Raw genomic sequence first — 17754 nt, forward strand, 5'->3', positions numbered from 1 at the left:
AGCCAACCTGAGATCTTCACGGCAACTGCCTATCACGGAAGGCAGTGAACCGCCATTCGAACGCCGCCCGGATAAGTACCCCGCAGACTGGCGTGCAGACGGTGCGGCGCCCAGTCGGAAGCCGGATCGATCGTCTATCGCGCCGTGTACCAGGGCTAGCGGCGGTCCGGGCAGCGACCGGTGGCGGTCGGTGCCCGTCACCGTTGCCGGCTGGCCCTCGCCCTATCAGTGCAGCGCTTTCGTGCGGCCTTGATCATCGGCGCGTCCGGGTTCGGCCAGTGTGTGAGATTCAGTGGCGGCCCGGCCAATACGACGAGTTCGTGCTCAAGCGATTTGGGATCAGCCTCTTCGAACACGGCCACTTCGAGGTGACCGTGCATCCAGGCGCTGAGTGCTTCTTCGCCGCGGGTGTCGAAGCGATAGTTGCGATAGTTGGTGTCACTGGTTCCGGCGCTTCTCGGTTGGGGTTGCAGATCGAGTTCGTCGATCAGCAGCGCGCCCAGCGATCGCCGCAGCGTGGAGAAGCCGCTGCCGCCCGCACGAAAATGGGTGTCGAACTCCCGCTGAGCGAGGTTCGACGACCGCCCGATGTAGAGACAGTCCCCGGACCCGCAGTGCAATCCCGGCACAGCACCCTCACGGAGGAAAAACGCATAAACTCCGGGCGCTGCGGGGGCATCGAGAAGGTCCAGTCGCGTTCGACGATCCGACAACTGTCCCAGCACTTGTGCTGCGTCCATTCTCGAAACCTAGCTGAGCTGCGTCCTGCCCGCGTCTGCCTCAGACCGGGAAGCAACTCCGGCACGGTCCCTTACCGAGACGGCGCCTGTTCCCCGGCGGGTCCGCCCGCCAGTGCGTCCAGCACCCGATCGATGAACCGGTCGGCATGGCTACGAAGGCTGTCGTTCGTGTGTTGGGTCGCGTCGACCTCGATCGAATCCCCCGATGCGAAGCGCACCCGCATGGCACGCCGGTACGTCCGCTCCCCGAAACCGTCCGCTGCCCCATAGGAATTGACGTCGACCCCAGCGACCTGGCTCAGCGGCCGAATGACCGCGGCCAGATTCTGCTCCTCCGCAGCGTCCGAGATGTAGTCCAACTGTCCGATCGCGTGCCTGTCGATCCAGACAAGACGGCACCGGTGATCTGGCAGCTTCTCGCGGGCGAAGCCGTCAACCGGCCATCGCCTAACCAGCTCGCCGATCTGCTCAACAACGATCCTGGGCGGCCGCGACCAGTCCGGGAATACGTCCCTGGCAATCTGCCGGAGTCGTTCTTCGTTCGTCATGGACGTCAAAGTAACCCGAACGAACGACCGTCGCCCGCTGGCGCGGTCGCCCTACCCTCTGACCTCTGTCGGGGACCTCCGTCGGGCTGACAAATTCAGCGTGAGGATATTTCGCAGCGAGCGGTCAGTCCCCCGCGAACGGCCCGACCCGGCCAGTGAATTCCACAAGCCGGCATTCACTAATACAGTTCCCCCATGACCTCCCCCGCCCTGCGGGTCACCCCGGTCAGCCTGCGCGAGCTGGCGCAGCGCTGCGCGGCATTGTCAGGCCAGGTCACACCGGCGCTGCCCGCGGCTACCGCGTCCGGCTGGCAGTCCAGCGGAGCAGCGACCAGCAGCGTCAATTCCGGTGCGAGCAGCGTCGGCACCGCCTCCAAGACCCGGATGACCGCGACCTCGAACAAGCTGGGCACCGCCGCTCGGGGGTACGAGTCGATGGACCACGACGGCGCCGCAACCCTGGCCGCAGTCCCCCAGCACGCCGGCGGCCTTCCCTCGCTGGTCCCCCGCAACTCCGGTGTCGACGGCGGCGCCGGCACACTAGGGGTATAGGCAGATAGACCGCGATGTCCGGATTGCCGCCGCTGACCGCGATCGAAGACGCCAACTGGGATTACCTCACCACCAACGCCACCGCCTGGACCAATCTCGCCAACACCTGGGAAGCCGCGTTCACCGAAGTCCGCGACGCCTCAATGAGTCCCGGAGGCTCCGCATGGACCGGCGCCGGCGCCGAAGCCTTCCAACAGCGCGCCGCCGCCGACGTCGTGAAAATCCACGGTCCCGCCGACATGCTGCGCAACGCCGCCGCTATCGCCGCCCGCGGCGCACAAGCCCAGCAGAGCAACAAGGGACTGGTGCTCTCTGCCGTCAATACCGCCGAGCGCGAGGATTTTCGGGTTGGCGACGACTACTCGGTCACCGACACCTGGACCTACTACAGCTCCGCCGCGGAACAGGTGCAGCGCGAGACCGCCGCGGAAAGGCATTCCAGCTTCATCAAGTCCCGCACCGCCAATCTAGTCAACAACGAGCAGGAGATAGCCCGCCAACTCAGCACTGCCACCGCGGGCCTGCACTCGTTCAGCTTCGGTGAAGACGGCGCCGACGGTGGGGCGGGTGGCAACGGGCAGCCGCGCGTGGTGCTCGTCGATGACGTTCGCCGCGACCCGACGATCCAAGGCCCGGCCAGCACTCCTGAACGTGAGCAAGACGGCTACGACCTGCAAGACCAGTTCCAAGACGGCCAGGGGCCGATCTTCGGCGGCGATCCGCGGCAGTTTTACCCGGACGGCCGGCCAGCAGACTTCCCGCGAAGCCCCGCCTCCCAACTCGCCCAGGGGCCTGACGGTACTCGACCCCTGCCGACGGGCACCGCGCTGGGAACCGACGGTAGGCGCTACGCGTTCTTCAGCAATCCTGACGGCTCGGTACAGCCGGGCATCAGCCCTTGGGCGACGAACGGCACGGTATGGGATTTCACCGACCCGAACCATCCGGTGAGAGTCGGTGATCTACCTGGGATTTTCCAGGCCAGTGGCGCCTACGACGCCGCCACCAACCAGATGGTCATCATCGGCAACGCCAGCAACACCGAAGACGATCTCACCAGGGGGATGTGGGTTTCGGCGCCCATCGACCCCGCCAACCCGAACGGCTGGGTCAGCACCCTGCACCGTGTTGGCGACGTGGCGCTGCCGGGAAACCGGGAAAGCCAGGTGGTCGCGTTACAAGGCGGCGGTTTCATGCTGGTCGGCGCAACCGAAAGTGGACCGGTATCGGCTATCGCCGCGGCCAATCCCCAAGGGCTCGCCGCGGCGTCTCCGGTGGAAATACTCACCCAGCGCGACCTGCCCAGTGTGTACGGCCCTACCGTCACCGGGCTGTCCTTCGACCCGGCGACGGGAAAGGAGGTGGTTGGACTGCGGGTGAGTACCTGGACTGATATGCCTCGGCCCCCGGGACTTCCAGCCGGGCAGCCGTTCGATCCATATAATCCGATGACGTACACCACCACTGTCACCGTCGGTCACTAGCAGGGAACAGGGCGGTCCGATGCCGGATAGGTCACTCGCGGTTACGGCAGTACCAGCAATTGTCGTCGCAGGATGCCTCACGTTGGCGCCGACTGCGTGTGGAGCGCCCTCGGGGTTCCCCGACCTCGACGCATTCCACGCGGTTGATCCTTCCTCCTACACAACTCATTTCGGCAGGGGCGGCGGTGGTGTCTTCTTCGCCACCCCCGACGGGTTGCAGTGCGGATGGGCTTCGCTGGCCAACGGACCCGATGATCACGTCAGTCCGGGCTGCACAGGGCCTCTGCCAGGTGTACCCGGCAGCGACTCGCGAGCCGAGGGCGGCAAGTGCATGGGGGTGGGCGCGCCGACTTCTGAGCCATCGGACCTTGGGCCATACGGCTTCAAGCAAGAGACCTGCCCAACCATCACCTCGGCGGTGCTGCACGTAGGGCAGAAAATCACGGCGGCCAATACGACGTGCCTGGTCGGCGCGGACCGGCTGACCGCGTGCATCGACCCGATCCTCAACCGCGGGTTCGTCCTTGAGCCCTCCGGATCGTGGACCTTCTGACCGTGCGTACCGTGATTCAGGCCCGCCACACGCTGTTTGCCGCGGCTGCCGCGGCCGCGGCTGTGGTGATTGCACCGTCGTGGCCGGCGCGCGCCGATGATCAGAGCTATCTGACGTACCTCACATCCCACGGGTTTCAGTACCACGTGAACGTCGAAACGCCGGCAAGGGCAGTCCAATTCGGAAAGAACATCTGCACCAGCCTGCGTTTCAACGGTGACCCGATATCGCGGATCGACAAGAAGATCGCAGGAGCGGTGGACGGCGTGATGGTCGATGCGGCGCAGCACGAACTGTGTCCCGACACCCTGGACACGCCATAACCCGCGGCTGCTGCGCGTCTTGCCCCGCGGCTGCCGTGAGTTCGGTTCGGGCAATGGCGTTGGCGGTGACTGCGGTCAGCGCCTCGTTGGTGTTTTCGCCGTTCGCTGCGGCCGGTCCCGAATGCTCGTCCTACGAGTGCGTCAGTCGCAGAGCGACAAGCCTTTAGTGATCAGTGGGCCGATGTCCACCTTCAGCCCTGGGTACGTGGCATCGTCAGCCCAGATCTCGTCGATGTCTTCGAATTGACCCGTCGACTTCGCGGTGCCATTCACGGCGTACATCTTCCGATTCGCCGCAAGAGTCAACGACTGCTGTCCTCCCCCGACACCCTGGCGCGCGCACATCAGGGTCGCCTCGGAAACCGTCAGGGGCCACGGGCCATCGGTCCAAGTCTCCTCAGACACATAGCCCTTCGGCCGGTTGTTGGGGTTAGGAGCAGCGGTGGCGGTAGGAGAAGCAGTGGCGGCGACAGCTGCAACGGCGATGACCGCGGCGAACCGCAGCAATGACTTGGACGGCACGGAATCCCTCCCGTTCTATCAGTGACCGTGTCATCTAATCGCACGGACGATGGCCGGTGTGCGAATCCGGCTATTCGGCGCGAGCGGATCACCGCCGCGGTGAACCCGCCGGCGCCGGAGTGAGCTAGAGGATCGACATTCCGGTCCCCCGCGACCAAGTCCCGCCCCCGGCGATCGCATGCCGCGCATCTGACTCCGCGTCGCCGACGTAGCGACGCACCGCACCGTCCACGACGAGCGTGATCGCGGCGTTGGTGGTTTCCGGAGCCACCAGATACGGCGCCCACCACATGGATCTCGGTCCGCACGACTCCAGTCGTGACAGAAAGTGCTAGTCGTGTTCGGCCATGTCACCCGGCGGGCACGCGTCACGCAGCGCGATCAGCTCAGCCGTCCACTACGCCCTCAGTTCTTCGGCCCAGGCAGCGATCTCCGCGTCGGCAGCGACGACGGCCGCGATCATGTCATCGGTCATGTGCCCGAGCCTGGACCGGCGGTGCGACAGGGGCAGCGCGAGGCGCGAGTAGCAGAGAAGCTGAGGTCGCCCCGCTCCCCGCCCCGTTCTACGGAGCTCAGCCGAGATCACGGCTGGGCGCCGGCACCGCCCGCGCCCCCTGCACCTCCGACGCCGTTGCCATCCTCATCGATGCTGTGTACACCGCCTTCGGTTCCTGTCGCACCAGCCCGACCACCGGAACTACCACCGTTTCCGCCGTTCCCACCGTCTCCGGCGATACCTGCTACGCCATCGCTGTAAGACGTTCCGCCACCGCTGCCGCCATTCCCGCCGGCACTGCCGGCACTACCTGTCGGCGCGTTTCCGCCATTGCCGCCATTGCCACCGTTGCCCCCGTCGGCACCGTTCAGACCTGCGCCTCCGGAGCCGCCTGCGCCCGCATGTCCAGTGGCACCATTCTCCGCAACTCCCGCACCACCAGCTCCGCCGTTGCCACCGTTTCCGCCAGCACCGCCTACGTAGCTAGCATCGCCTCCTGAACCGCCCGAGCCCCCATTGCCACCCCCACCACCGTCACCGGGGCGCCCCTCTGTACCGCCCAGCCACCCATTCGCACGCCCGGCGTCGCCACCCGCCCCACCGCTTCCACCGTGGCCGCCAGCTAGACCATCACCATGTGGGGAATACAGCGGGTACCACGGGGGGATGATTCCGCTGGCGCCGCTGCCGCCGTTGCCGCCGTTGCCGCCAGCACCGCTGTTTCCGAGAAACGTTCCGCCGGCTCCGCCGTTGCCGCCGGCGCCGCCGTCAGAACCGCTTAGGGTGCGACCCCATAGCTGGCTAAAGTCGCCGCCGTCCCCGCCGATGCCGCCGTCGCCGCCATTGCCGAAAATTCCTGCGCTACCGCCGTCGCCTCCAGCGGAACCGTCGACCTCCAACGGATTGAAGAACGTGCTGCCGACGCCAAGACCACCGTCGCCGCCGTGCCCGAACAGCCAACCTCCGTTTCCGCCGTCGCCTCCAGCAACAGTTGCCGTCAAAGTTGACGTATCGGGGCCAGTTGCCTCGTACTGGAAGTAACCGTCGCTACCGTGGCCGCCGTTGCCCATCATTCCGGCCGAACCACCGTCCATGCCGGCAGCACCGTCACCGCCGTCGCCGAACCACCAGCCGCCGTTCTGAGCGACGGTGCCTCCAATGGTGTTGCCGAGTTCGTCCCTGATCACCGCCGAGTCCGCACCGTCGCAGATCAGGCCGCAGTGGTTATCGAAGGCAAACAGTGCGTTGATCGGGTTGAGCCACCAGAGGTTGTCGTTGATGAAGTCCTCCAGGTGAGCGTGCAAGCCACCCATCCCGTTAGCACCGACCCAGAACAGGTCGAAGGTCTCCGCAGCATCAGGCACGGTACCCACTGCGGAACCAGTATCCATCGCGCTGAAGCTGTCGAACAGGTCCTCAAAGTCGGCGTGCGCGGTCGGCGTCATCAGCCCGAAAGCCGTGAACATCCCCGCTGCACCGGCAGCAGCTGCCGCCCGGCCGATCGTGTGCTTGCCTGTCCGAAGACCCATGCCCCGCTCCTCTGACTCGGTGAAATCTGATCGGAACCTTAACAACCGAGTAAACGCAGATCCTCGCCCAGATACCTCAGCCGCTTTTAGCGGTGAACTTTCCGCAAGTCCGTTTCCCGGCAGACCGCCACTGTTCGCAGCTCTTGAGCTACGGGCCTCGGCGTTTCTACCCACCACCTGCGCCGCACCCACCGCCATCGACCTCCGGTCCAGCAAGGGCGTCGTGCCGCCGACCACGGACACCAACGAACAGCCCTCGCGCCGTGTTCCAGCGCGAAAGAGCCACTACCAGCACTTTTGCGGGAGCTGCTGCGGGAATGTCATTTCTCATCGGTCGTCGCCACTAAGACGCATTCGACTGTGCTCTGGTCGGGGAGCGCGCCGAAATCCGAGGCGACGCGGGCGGCGCTACCCCACCACCTGCGCCGCGCCCCAGACCCCGTCCCCGATCCGCGCCTCAGCAACGGCGCCGTCAGCCGAGAATCCAACGAACAGGATCCCGACGTTCCCTGCTTCGTCAGTTGCGACGATGCTGGCCCGCCGGCCGTCAACGCGCACCGCTGAGTCGTCCAGCACAGTGAAGATCGCGCCGCCATTGAGGCTTATGCGGCTGCCGACCAGCCCCGCCGATGCGGCCGGCGCCGACCGATGCGGAGTCAGCCCGACGAACCAGCCGGCACTCATGGCCATTTCGGCTCCGATAGCGGTGGCGACGCCACCGATCAGCATCAGTGGGGCGACGTGAGCGCTCTCGCCGACCAGCATTGCCACGATGCCGATGCCGGCGATCGCAGCGGCCTTCTCGGCTCGGATCAGCGGTGCGGCGGTTTCGGTGGTGGTCATGCGGGTGCTCCTTCCGACAGATAGCGGTAGACGGTGGCGCGGGAGACGCCGAGCATCTTGGCGATGTCGGTGGCGGCGATTCCTTTATCTCTGAGGCTGCGGGCTTTCGCGGCGTCGGCGACGTCGACCTTGCGGGGCCGGCCGCCTTTGCGCCCGTTCGCTGCGGCCGCGGCGAGCCCGGCCCGGGTCCGCTCGATCATGGTGTCGCGTTCGAGTTGGGCGAACGCGGCCATGATCGTCAGCATCGCCTTGCCCATCGGCCCGTCGGTGTGGAGACCCTCAGTCAGACTGCGAAACCCGATGCCGCGCGAAGTGAGTTGGTCGACGACGGCCAGCACGTGTTGGGCGTTACGGCCGAGCCGGTCGAGCTTCCAGACCGTCAGCACGTCGCCTTCGCGGAGATGGTCAAGGCAGGCGTCGAGTTCCGGCCGCTGCGCCTTCGAGCCGCTGACGCCGTGGTCGGTGAAGATGCGCGCGGCGGCGGCGCCCGCGACCGAGCTGAAGCTGCGGATTCTGGCGCTGGCGGGAGAGATTGGTCGGCCAACGCATCGATCCACGCCGCTGCGTCAGTGATCGGGACACGGGTTTCGGCGGCACTAGCCATGGCAAACGACCGTAGGCGGGGGTACCGACAACCAACTGGGGTCAAACCCCGGTTTCGGAACCCCTCCGAACCTCAAAAACCGCCACTGAACTCTGTCGGGCTGACAGGATTTGAACCTGCGACCACTTGACCCCCAGTCAAGTGCGCTACCAAACTGCGCCACAGCCCGCCGCCGCCACAACAACTCCGGCAGCAGGTCGAAAGCCTACCGCACGCCCGCTAGTGTCCCGAATCCGCGTGAGGACACCTCGACCGCGTAGGCTCGCCACGCGAGCCCGACCCCCTCGGCAGCGCGACTACCCCTCAGGAACCACCACTTATGCAGCTTCCCCCCTCGCAGCAGTGGTCGGCCATGCCCGACCCCACGGACCCCATAGACACCCCCAAGACCAGCGCCGACTCCGCCGTCACCGACGAAGTGGTCGACGTCGTCGACACCGGCGACACCGGCGACACCATCTTGCTGCTCCAGAAGATGGAAAACCGGCTGATTCGGCACACGCTGCGCCGGCCCGACGTGCTGAGCGCCGAGCAGCTGCGCCGACTGCGGTATCTGCTCAACTTCGCCCGGCTCGACGACTTCGAGCCCGGCGCCGCCGGACCGGGCGGCGCTCGCGGCCGCGGCGACGTCTCCGTGGGCGCGGAGCTGGCCGGGTGGCGGGCCAAGGTGGCCGACGCCCTGCGCGGCCCGCTGCGCGAGGAACGCGACCCGGTGATGGCATTGGTCGCCGCCCGCGACACCCTGGGCGCGCTGACCGCCGAGCAGGACGAGCAACGCCGCCTGCTGGCCGAGCGCCACGGCAACGACTTCTCCCTGGCCGAGCTCGACGCCGAGGTGGGACACAAGAAGCTGGTCACCGTCCTCGGTGGTGGGGGCGGCGCCGGCTTCGTCTACATCGGCGGCATGGAGGCCCTGCTGAAGTCCGGGGCGGTGCCCGACTACCTGATCGGGTCGTCGTTCGGTTCCATCCTGGGATCGGTGGTCAGCCGCACCCTTCCGGTGCCCATCCACGAATACATCGAGTGGGCTAAGACGGTGTCGTTCCGCGCCATCCTGGGGCCCGAGCGGCTGCGCCGCCGCCACGGCCTCACCGGTGTGTTCGCCTTGAACTTCGACCTGTTCGCGGACGCGATGTTCCGCCGCGAAGACGGTGCGCCGATGAAGATGTCGGACCTGGAGATTCCGTTCGATGCGGTGGTGGCCGGGGTGCGCCGCCAGCCGTTTGCGGACCTGCCGGGGCGTTACCGCAACCAGCGCCTGGCCGGCCTGCAGCTGCGGTCCTTCCCGTATCTGTCCTTCGGCCTGGGCCCGCAGGTGGCCACGCGCATGTGGCAGACGGCCGCCTTCATCGACCCGCGGGTGGTGACCCCGATCGTGATCGGCGGCGACAATCCGGACCGCGACGTCAACGTCGTTGACGCAGCGTCCTTCTCGTCGGCGATTCCCGGGGTGCTGCACCACGAGCCCAAGGATCCGGCCATGCAGCCGCTGTTCGACGCGCTGCTGGCCGACAACGACGTCGGCGCCCTGGTCGACGGCGGCGCGGCCAGCAATGTGCCGCTGGAGCTGGCCTGGAAACGGGTCCGCGCCGGCCGGTTGGGCACCCGCAACGCCTGCTACCTCGCCTTCGACTGCTTCCATCCGCAGTGGGACCCCAAGCACCTGTGGCTGGTGCCGATCACCCAGGCGATCCAGTTGCAGATGGTGCGCAACGCGCCCTACGCGGATCATCTGGTCCGGTTCTCCCCCACGCTGTCACCGGTCAACCTGGCGCCGTCGGCGGCCACCATCGACCGGGCCTGCCAGTGGGGACGCAAGAGCGTCGGGCATGCCATTCCGGTGGTTTCCGCACTGCTGCAACCGGTCTGGTGGGAAGGCAGCGAGCCCGCGGTGGTGACGCCGAAGGCGCCCGCCCAACCGGAGCACCCGCATGCCGCGTCGATGAATGAGGTGATGGCCTCGGCCCGGGCACCGCGCAGCCGCTGGGAGCGGTGGCGCAAGCAGAACCCGGCCTGAGCCGGCTAGACCGTCAGCAGCCGGTAGAGCCCGATCAGGCCGACCACCAGGATCACCGCGCGCAGCGCGTTCGGCGACAACCGGCGCCCGTAGTGACCGCCCAGGTATCCCCCGATCAGTGAACCGACCGCGATCAATCCGGCTGCCGGCCAACTGATCCGGCCGAACGCCGTCACCATGTAGGCCACCGCGGCCACCACGTTGACGATCAGCACCAGCAGGTTCTTCGCGGCGTTCATCCGCTGCATCGACTCGGGCAGCAGCACCCCCATCACACCGACCAGCAGAATTCCCTGGGCCGCAGCGAAATAGCCGCCGTACACGCCGACGACGAAGGTGCCCACTACCAATGCCGTGAGCCGACCACCGCTGAGCTGGTCGGTCGAGCGGCCCTCGGCCGCCGCGCGACGCTGCGCCACCGCCTGAATCTTCGGCCCGATCACCACCAGCGCCAGGGCCCCGACCAACAATGCCGGCACGATTCGGTTGAACACGCTCTCGGGCAGGTGCAGCAGCAGATAGGCGCCCAGCACCGCGCCCAGCAGCGATCCCGGTATCTGCCAGCGCAGCCGCTCCCACTGACCGCGCAGTTCGCGACGGTAGGCCCAGGTGCTGGAGACACCACCGGCCACCAGGCCGATCGCGTTGGAGATCGTCGCGGTCAAGGGCGCAAAACCCAGCGTCACCAGGGTCGGGAAGGTGATCAGCGTGCCCGAGCCGACCAGGGCGTTGATCGCCCCGGCGCCCACCCCCGCCAGCAGGATCAACACCATCTGCGAAACCGGCATTTGCAGCACCCTACGCTGATCGTGCGCAGGGCTAAGGCAGCCCAGCGGAGAGGTGAGGCGATGATCGGCAGTACGGGAAAGCGGGTTGTCGGGGCTGCCTGCGTGGCGCTGTTCGCCCTTGGGGCGCCGCCGGCGGCCCAGGCCGCCCCGGAGGTGCCGTCAGGCCCGTACGCCTTCACCGCCCAGCACGGCCCGTCGCAGCGGGCGGCGACGTGGACGTTCACCCCGTGCGGCGCGAGTTGCACCACCGTCGACGCGGAACGCTGGCTGCAGAACGCGGAATTTCATCTCAACGGCGGTCGCTGGGAGTACAACGGGCGGGGCAGCATGGACTGCCCGGTGGATCAGACCCCGCTGCCGGTGTCGAAGACGGTCAGCTTCGATGCGGTGACCCTGGCCGGCCGATGGACCACCGCGACCCTGGAGCCGTGCGGCCGCGGGCCGGCCGGCGGGGTGGTCGGGCAGTGGGATTTTCAGCTGACCAAGGCGGGCTAATGCCCGACCTCAGCGAGAACGCTTGGGGCCGCGCTTCTCTCGCACTCGCACATTGATGCGGATCGGGCTGCCCTCGAATCCGAACGTCTCGCGCAACCGCCGCTCCAGGAACCGGCGGTAGCCGGCCTCTAAGAATCCCGATGTGAACAACACGAACGTCGGCGGACGCGACGCCGCCTGGGTGGCGAACAGGATGCGCGGCGCGCGCCCACCGCGCGCCGGCGGCGGGGTCGCGGCGACCACCTCTTTGAGCCAGTTGTTGAGCTGCCCGGTCGATATCCGGGTATCCCAGGAAGCCAACGAGGTCTCCAGTGCCGGCACCAACTTCTGCACGGCGCGACCGGTTTTCGCGGAGATGTTCACCCGCGGCGCCCACGCCAGCCGGGCCATATCCCGGTCGATCTCCTTGTCCAGCAGGTAACGCCGGTCCTCGTCAACCAGGTCCCACTTGTTGTAGGCCAGCACCACCGCCCGGCCCGCCTCGACCACCATCGAGATCACCCGCTGGTCCTGCTCGGTCAGCGGCAGCGACGAATCGACCAGCACGATCACCACTTCGGCGGCGTCGATCGCGCCGTGAGTGCGCACCGAGGCGTAGAACTCGTGTCCGCTGGCCTGCCCCACCTTGCGGCGCAGCCCGGCGGTGTCGACGAAACGCCAGATCTTGCCGTCCATCTCGATCAGCGAGTCGACCGGGTCGACCGTCGTTCCGGCCACGTCGTGCACCACCGAACGCTCATCGCCGGCCAACCGGTTCAGCAGCGAGCTCTTGCCCACGTTGGGCTTGCCGACCAGCGCCACCCGCCTCGGACCGCCGCCACCGCCGGCGGTTTCGGCCACCTCGGGCAGTTTGGCGACCACCTCATCCAGCAGGTCGGCCACCCCGCGACCGTGCAGCGCACTGACCGTGAACGGCTCACCCAGTCCCAGCGACCACAGTGCCGCCGCGTCGGCCTCGGCGCGCTCACTGTCAACCTTGTTGGCGGCCAGGAACACCGGCTTGCCGGATCGGCGCAGAATTCGCGCGGCGGCCTCGTCACCGGCGGTCGCGCCGACCACCGCGTCCACCACCAGAATCACCGCGTCGGCGGTCCGCATCGCCACCGCGGCCTGCTCGGCCACCAGCTGCTGCAGGCCCTTGGCGTCGGGTTCCCAGCCACCGGTGTCCTGCACGACGAAGCGCCGACCGGTCCACAGCGCGTCGTAGGACACCCGGTCGCGGGTCACCCCGGGCAGGTCCTGCACGACGGCTTCGCGCCGGCCCAGGATCCGGTTGACCAGCGTCGACTTGCCGACGTTGGGCCGGCCCACCACGGCCACCACCGGCGGCGGGCCGGAGTCTTCGACGAGATCGTCGAAACCGCCTTCTTCGCCGATCTCCCAGTCGCTTTCGTCGACCCAGGTTCCGTCAGTCATCGGATCGCCCCGCAATGCTGCTCAACCAGGTCCCGCAGATGGTCGATCACCTGCGCCTGGGTCATGTCACCGGTGTCCACGATCACCGCATCGTCGGCGGGCCGCAGTGGCGACACCGCCCTCGTGGAGTCCAATTCGTCGCGGCGAACCACGTCAGCCAGCACTCCCGCGTAGTCGTCGCGCAGTCCGGCCGCGACGTTCTGGTCATTGCGCCGCTGGGCCCGAGTCTCCGCCGAGGCGGTCAGGAAGATCTTCACGTCGGCGTCGGGCAGCACCACGGTGCCCACGTCACGGCCTTCCACCACCACGCCGCCGCCTTGCGCGGCCAACTGCTGCTGCAACGCGACCAACCGGGTACGCACCGCGGGAACCGCTGCCACCGCTGACACCGCACGAGTCACCTCGTCGCCGCGGATCTCTCGCGAAACGTCTTCTTCGCCAAGGAAAGCGCGGTCTCCCTCGGGCAGAGAGTCCACCGCGACCTCGACGCCCTGCACGACCGCACCGATGCCGTCGATGTCATCAAGCGCGACACCCGATCGCAGCACCGCCAGCGTGACGACGCGGTACATCGCGCCGGTGTCCAGATAGCGCGAGCCCAGGGCCGTCGCCAATCCTCGCGCGACCGTGGACTTTCCGGTTCCGGCCGGCCCGTCGATGGCGACTACGGCCGCACTGCCCGCACTCACAGGCCCACCGCTGAATAGAGCTCCCCGACTTCCTTGCGGGTCAGCGCCCGGATGCTGCCGGGCCGCTGCTCCCCCAGCGTCACCGTGCCGATGTCGGTGCGCACCAACTCCTGGACCGGAAATCCAACCGCCGCCAGCATCCGCCGCACGATCCGCTTGCGGCCTTCGTGCAAGGTCACCCGCACCAGAGACTTTCCGGGCACGGCGTCGACCACCGCGAAATCGTCGAGCTTCACCGGACCGTCGTCGAGTTCGACACCCTCGCGCAGCTTCTTGCCCAGCCCGCGCGGCACGGCGCCCTGCACGGTGGCCAGATAGGTCTTGGGTACCTGATACGACGGGTGCATCAGCCGGTGCGCGAGCTCGCCGTCGTTGGTCAACAGCATCAGGCCCTCGGTGTCCGCGTCGAGGCGCCCGACGTGAAACAGCTTGGCGTCACCACGAACTCGGTGTTCGACGTAGTCGCCGACACACGGCCGTCCGCGGTCGTCGGACATCGTCGAATGCACCCCGCGCGGCTTGTTCAGCGCCAGATAGACCCGGGTCTCATCGACGGTCACCCGTGCCCCGTCGACACGGATCACCGAAGCGGCGGGGTCCACTCGGGTGCCCAGCTCGGTCACCACCTGACCGTCCACCTCGACCCGGCCGTCGCGAATCATCCGCTCGGCGCCCCGGCGCGAGGCAACCCCGGCCTGCGACAGCACCTTCTGCAGGCGCACTCCGTCTTGGTCTTCGTCCGGCCACGCCATCAGAGGTGGTCCACATCGAAGGTCAGCGGCTGATCGGTCGCCGGCACACCACCGAGTTTCATGAAACGCGGTTCGCTGTCCAAGGTTTCGCTCATTTCGTCGATCACGTCGACATCGGGCAGCAGCGGGGCGATGTCGGGCAGGTCGGTCAGCGAGGACAGGCCCAGCCGCTCCAGGAAAAGCTCGGTGGTGGCGAAGGTCACCGCCCCGGTGTCGGCGTCAGCGCCCGCCTCGGTGATCAGGCCGCGCGCGACCAGGGTTCGGATCACCGCGTCGACGTTGACGCCGCGCACCGCGCTGACCCGGGCCCGCGTCACGGGCTGGCGGTAGGCGACCACGGCCAGCGTCTCCAGCGCCGCACGGGTCAGTTTGGACCGCGCGCCGTCGAGCAACAGTCGCTCCACGTACGGCGCGAACCGGGCACGGGTGTAGAGCCGCCAACCGCCGCCGGCCTCACGCAGGTCGATACCGCTGTCACGCTGCGTGAACTCCTCGGCCATCGTGCGCAGTTTGGCCGTGATGCGGTAGACCGGCTGATCGGTGGCGGCCGCCAGCGCCTCGACGGCCACCGGCGTGTCGACCACCAGCAGCAGCGCCTCGAGCACCGATCCCAGTTCGGCGTCTTCGAGTTCGGGTGCCAGGGCGACGTCGATCCCGAGATCGGAGCCCGACGGGCCGGCGGACTCCTGCGCGCCCTCGTGGTCTTCCACAGCGTCCGTCGCCTCGGGGGCCTCGGGAGCCTCCTCCGCCACGTCGGAGTCGGGCATGTGGTCAGTCATCAATTCGTCTCGCACTACTCGGCCGATTCTGCTTTCACCAGGTCTTCATTGGTGGGACGTTCCCCCGTCCACGACACCTGGAGCACACCAAGTGGTTCTGACTGCTCAAATGCTACCGCCCGGGCCCGATACAGTTCGAGCAGCGCCAGGAAGCGGCCGACGATCTCGATCGGCATCGAGCAGTCGGCGACCAGTTCGGTGAACGACGCCCACTGCCCGGTGCCGCGAGCCTCCAACAGCCGCAACACCACACCGGCCTGCTCGGGAACCGACACCATCACCTGGTGCAGGTGCTCAAGACCCACCACCGGGACCGGGCGCGGGGTGAACGCGGCCGCCGCGATCTGGGCGAACGATTCGGCGTCCACGCCGAGCATCACTTCGGGAAGCAGATTGGCGTACCCGTCTTCGAGCGCCACGGCACGCGGGTAGCTGCGCAACGCCGCGGCTTCGAGCTCGGCGAACATCTGCGCGACGTGCTTGAACGCCCGATATTGCAGGAGCCGCGCGAACAGCAGGTCGCGGACCTCGAGCAACGCCAGGTCCTCTTCGTCGTCGACCTGGCCGGCCGGCAGCAGCCGGGCCGCCTTGAGGTCGAGCAGCGTCGCGGCGATCACCAGAAATGCGGTGGTCTCTTCCAGCTCCAACTGCGCGCCGACGTCGCGGGTGTAGGCGATGAAGTCATCGGTGACCTGGTGCAGAGCCACCTCGGTGACGTCGAGGCGATGCGCGAAGATCAGCTGGAGCAGTAGGTCGAACGGACCCTCGAAGTTGGTCAGCCGGACCTGGAAGCCCTGCGAATCGGCGGAGGCGTCGGCCGTCTGGGTGTCGGCGTTCACGCGCCGAATCGGTCGATGACTTCGCGGGCCAAGGCACGATAGGCCTGCGCGCCGCCGGATTTCGGAGCCCAGGTGGTGATGGGCTCGCCGGCCACCGTCGTCTCGGGGAAGCGCACGGTACGGGTGATGACCGTGTCGAACACCAGGTCGCCGAACCGCTCCACCACCCGCGACATGACCTCGCGGGAGTTGACCGTACGCGGGTCGTAGCGAGTCAGCAGGATGCCGCTGATCTCCAGCTTCGGGTTGAGCCGGTCGCGGACCTTCTCCACGGTGTCGGTCAGCAGCGCCAGGCCGCGCAGCGAGAAGTACTCGCATTCGGTCGGGATCACCACCCCGTCGGCGCAGGCCAGGCCGTTGACGGTGAGCAGCCCCAGCGACGGCTGGCAGTCGATCAACAGGTAGTCGTAGCGGTCGAGCACCGGTGTCAGCGCCCGCGCCAGGGAATGCTCCCGCCCCACCTCGTTGACCAGCTGGATCTCGGCCGCGGACAGGTCGATGTTGGAGGGCACCAGGTCCAGGTTCTCCACCCCGGTGCGCACCACCACATCGTCGATACCGACCCGCGGCTCGACCAGCAGGTTGTGCACGGTGTGCGCCAAGTCGTAGTGCGGCACGCCCAGGCCCGCCGACAGCGCGCCCTGCGGGTCGAGGTCCACCAGCAGCACGCGACGGCCGTATTCGGCCAGCGCAGCACCGAGGTTGATGGTGGAGGTCGTCTTGCCGACGCCGCCCTTCTGGTTACACATCGCAATGACCTTGGCCGGCCCGTGCGTCGAACGGGGCTGCGGCTCGGGGATATTCCGCGGCGGACGCCCGGTCAGACCGACGCCGGGGGTGTCGTCGTCGCTCATGGCCGGACCGGCCCTGTGGTGGCGGACATCCGCAGAAGTCTAGTAGGTGTCCGGCGTCTGTATTAGCCACATGACCAGTGATTGCGCGCGCCAACGGCCATAAGATCGCAACCATGAGCCTCAAACGACGTCTTCCCTTCCTGCGGTGGTCGTTCCTGCGGATGGCAACCGGTGCGCGCAACATCGTCACAACCGGGCAGATCGGCGACGGCCGCGAGGCCGCAGCGGTCGACTTCGTGCTGGCCAACGCCCGCGCCGGCGACATCGACGACGTGCTCGCCCGCATCGACGAGTTCGCCTACGAGAAGTCTTTGCTGATCAATATCGGCGATGAGAAGGGCCTGCTGCTGGACGCCGCGGTGCAGCGGGCCAATCCGGGCCTGGCGCTGGAGCTGGGCACCTACTGCGGGTACAGCGCGCTGCGGATCGCGCGCGCCGCACCCTCGGCACGGGTCTATTCGATCGAGCTGGCCGAGGCCAACGCCGCCAACGCCCGGCGGATCTGGGCGCACGCCGGGGTGGCCGACCGGGTCACGTGTGTGGTGGGCACCATCGGCGACGGCGGTCGCACGCTGGACACCTTGACCGCCAAGCACGGCTTTGCCGCCGGCGGCCTGGACTTCTTGTTCATCGACCACGACAAGGACGCCTACCTGCCCGACTTGCAGGCCATCCTCGACCGGGGCTGGCTGCATCCGGGGGCGGTGGTGGTGGCCGACAACGTCAAGCTGCCCGGTGCGCCGCGCTACCGCGAGTACATGCAGGCCCAGCAGGGTTCGCGGTGGGACACCGTCGAGCACCGCACCCACGTGGAGTATCAGAGCCTGCTCCACGATCTGGTGCTGGAGTCGACCTACCTGGGCGGCTAACGCCTCTAGTACCTGGCGCGAGCGTGCACAGACCGACAGTTACTACGGCGTGTCGGCGTACA

General features: G+C 67.6%; 21 protein-coding genes and 1 tRNA gene. 7 read left to right on the forward strand and 15 right to left on the reverse strand.

The annotated features are described in order from the left end of the window. Positions 1–197: 197 nt before the first annotated feature. Positions 198–740 carry a GIY-YIG nuclease family protein gene (locus ACJH71_RS06685; RefSeq protein WP_406757215.1) on the reverse strand — a complete coding sequence of 181 codons (543 nt, stop codon included), beginning with the start codon at positions 738–740 and terminating at the stop codon, positions 198–200. A 71-nt stretch (positions 741–811) separates the two neighbouring features. Next, a complete protein-coding gene (locus tag ACJH71_RS06690; RefSeq protein WP_406757216.1) occupies positions 812–1288 on the reverse strand; it encodes a hypothetical protein in 477 nt (158 codons plus the stop codon). Positions 1289–1483: 195 nt separating this feature from the next. Between ACJH71_RS06690 and ACJH71_RS06695 the strand changes: the two genes are divergently transcribed. From ACJH71_RS06695 to ACJH71_RS06710, 4 genes are all read left to right on the forward strand, one after another. Beyond that, entirely contained in the window at positions 1484–1840 is a 357-nt protein-coding gene (locus tag ACJH71_RS06695) for a type VII secretion target (protein WP_406757217.1), read from the forward strand. 14 nt (positions 1841–1854) lie between these two features. Then, positions 1855–3324, forward strand: coding sequence for a hypothetical protein (locus ACJH71_RS06700; protein ID WP_406757218.1), 1470 nt, complete (start codon positions 1855–1857; stop codon positions 3322–3324). Between the two features lie 82 nt (positions 3325–3406). Further along, positions 3407–3877 (forward strand): hypothetical protein, encoded by a 471-nt coding sequence (locus ACJH71_RS06705; RefSeq protein WP_406757219.1) that lies wholly within the window; start codon positions 3407–3409, stop codon positions 3875–3877. A gap of 11 nt (positions 3878–3888) precedes the next feature. Beyond that, positions 3889–4200 carry a DUF732 domain-containing protein gene (locus ACJH71_RS06710; RefSeq protein WP_406757220.1) on the forward strand — a complete coding sequence of 104 codons (312 nt, stop codon included), beginning with the start codon at positions 3889–3891 and terminating at the stop codon, positions 4198–4200. A 141-nt stretch (positions 4201–4341) separates the two neighbouring features. Here ACJH71_RS06710 and ACJH71_RS06715 read toward each other — a convergent pair whose 3' ends face one another. The 6 genes from ACJH71_RS06715 to ACJH71_RS06740 all read right to left on the reverse strand — a co-directional run bounded on the left by ACJH71_RS06715 (position 4342) and on the right by ACJH71_RS06740 (position 8363). Next, on the reverse strand, positions 4342–4722 hold the full coding sequence (locus ACJH71_RS06715) for a DUF2511 domain-containing protein (protein WP_406757221.1): 381 nt from the start codon (positions 4720–4722) through the stop codon (positions 4342–4344). Between the two features lie 124 nt (positions 4723–4846). Next, on the reverse strand, positions 4847–5014 hold the full coding sequence (locus ACJH71_RS06720; protein WP_406757222.1) for a hypothetical protein: 168 nt from the start codon (positions 5012–5014) through the stop codon (positions 4847–4849). A 290-nt stretch (positions 5015–5304) separates the two neighbouring features. Then, positions 5305–6747 (reverse strand): hypothetical protein, encoded by a 1443-nt coding sequence (locus ACJH71_RS06725; RefSeq protein ID WP_406757223.1) that lies wholly within the window; start codon positions 6745–6747, stop codon positions 5305–5307. Between the two features lie 408 nt (positions 6748–7155). After that, positions 7156–7590: a hypothetical protein gene (locus tag ACJH71_RS06730; protein WP_406757224.1), complete on the reverse strand. Its 435-nt coding sequence runs from the start codon at positions 7588–7590 to the stop codon at positions 7156–7158. After that, positions 7587–8147 carry a recombinase family protein gene (locus tag ACJH71_RS06735; RefSeq protein WP_406757225.1) on the reverse strand — a complete coding sequence of 187 codons (561 nt, stop codon included), beginning with the start codon at positions 8145–8147 and terminating at the stop codon, positions 7587–7589. The genes ACJH71_RS06730 and ACJH71_RS06735 overlap by 4 nt, the downstream gene beginning before the upstream one ends. A gap of 142 nt (positions 8148–8289) precedes the next feature. Next, positions 8290–8363, reverse strand: a tRNA-Pro gene (locus ACJH71_RS06740). 183 nt (positions 8364–8546) lie between these two features. On the opposite strand from ACJH71_RS06740, the gene ACJH71_RS06745 reads away from it, so the two are divergent. Beyond that, positions 8547–10211, forward strand: coding sequence for a patatin-like phospholipase family protein (locus tag ACJH71_RS06745; RefSeq protein WP_406757279.1), 1665 nt, complete (start codon positions 8547–8549; stop codon positions 10209–10211). A gap of 5 nt (positions 10212–10216) precedes the next feature. Here ACJH71_RS06745 and ACJH71_RS06750 read toward each other — a convergent pair whose 3' ends face one another. Further along, positions 10217–10999 (reverse strand): sulfite exporter TauE/SafE family protein, encoded by a 783-nt coding sequence (locus ACJH71_RS06750; protein WP_406757226.1) that lies wholly within the window; start codon positions 10997–10999, stop codon positions 10217–10219. Between the two features lie 60 nt (positions 11000–11059). Between ACJH71_RS06750 and ACJH71_RS06755 the strand changes: the two genes are divergently transcribed. Continuing rightward, positions 11060–11494 carry a hypothetical protein gene (locus tag ACJH71_RS06755; RefSeq protein WP_406757227.1) on the forward strand — a complete coding sequence of 145 codons (435 nt, stop codon included), beginning with the start codon at positions 11060–11062 and terminating at the stop codon, positions 11492–11494. A 9-nt stretch (positions 11495–11503) separates the two neighbouring features. Here ACJH71_RS06755 and der read toward each other — a convergent pair whose 3' ends face one another. The 6 genes from der to ACJH71_RS06785 are packed head-to-tail and all read right to left on the reverse strand — an operon-like array spanning position 11504 to position 16823. After that, complete coding sequence (gene der / locus ACJH71_RS06760) at positions 11504–12910, reverse strand: ribosome biogenesis GTPase Der (protein WP_406757228.1); 1407 nt, start codon at positions 12908–12910, stop codon at positions 11504–11506. Further along, the gene (gene cmk / locus ACJH71_RS06765) at positions 12907–13599 is read right to left on the reverse strand and encodes a (d)CMP kinase (protein WP_406757229.1); all 693 of its coding nucleotides are present in this window, start codon (positions 13597–13599) and stop codon (positions 12907–12909) included. The genes der and cmk overlap by 4 nt, the downstream gene beginning before the upstream one ends. Continuing rightward, positions 13596–14354 (reverse strand): pseudouridine synthase, encoded by a 759-nt coding sequence (locus ACJH71_RS06770; protein WP_406757280.1) that lies wholly within the window; start codon positions 14352–14354, stop codon positions 13596–13598. Before ACJH71_RS06770 ends, cmk begins: the two co-directional genes overlap by 4 nt. Next, a complete protein-coding gene (gene scpB, locus ACJH71_RS06775) occupies positions 14351–15130 on the reverse strand; it encodes an SMC-Scp complex subunit ScpB (RefSeq protein ID WP_406757230.1) in 780 nt (259 codons plus the stop codon). Before scpB ends, ACJH71_RS06770 begins: the two co-directional genes overlap by 4 nt. 14 nt (positions 15131–15144) lie before the next feature. Beyond that, positions 15145–15978, reverse strand: coding sequence for a segregation/condensation protein A (locus tag ACJH71_RS06780; RefSeq protein ID WP_406757281.1), 834 nt, complete (start codon positions 15976–15978; stop codon positions 15145–15147). Beyond that, a complete protein-coding gene (locus tag ACJH71_RS06785; RefSeq protein WP_406757231.1) occupies positions 15966–16823 on the reverse strand; it encodes a ParA family protein in 858 nt (285 codons plus the stop codon). Before ACJH71_RS06785 ends, ACJH71_RS06780 begins: the two co-directional genes overlap by 13 nt. Positions 16824–16936: 113 nt before the next feature. Between ACJH71_RS06785 and ACJH71_RS06790 the strand changes: the two genes are divergently transcribed. After that, complete coding sequence (locus ACJH71_RS06790) at positions 16937–17692, forward strand: O-methyltransferase (protein ID WP_406757232.1); 756 nt, start codon at positions 16937–16939, stop codon at positions 17690–17692. Positions 17693–17754: the final 62 nt, after the last annotated feature.

Origin of the sequence: Mycobacterium sp. SMC-15 (genome assembly GCF_045310925.1) — a bacterium.
Classification (GTDB): Bacteria; Actinomycetota; Actinomycetes; order Mycobacteriales; family Mycobacteriaceae; genus Mycobacterium.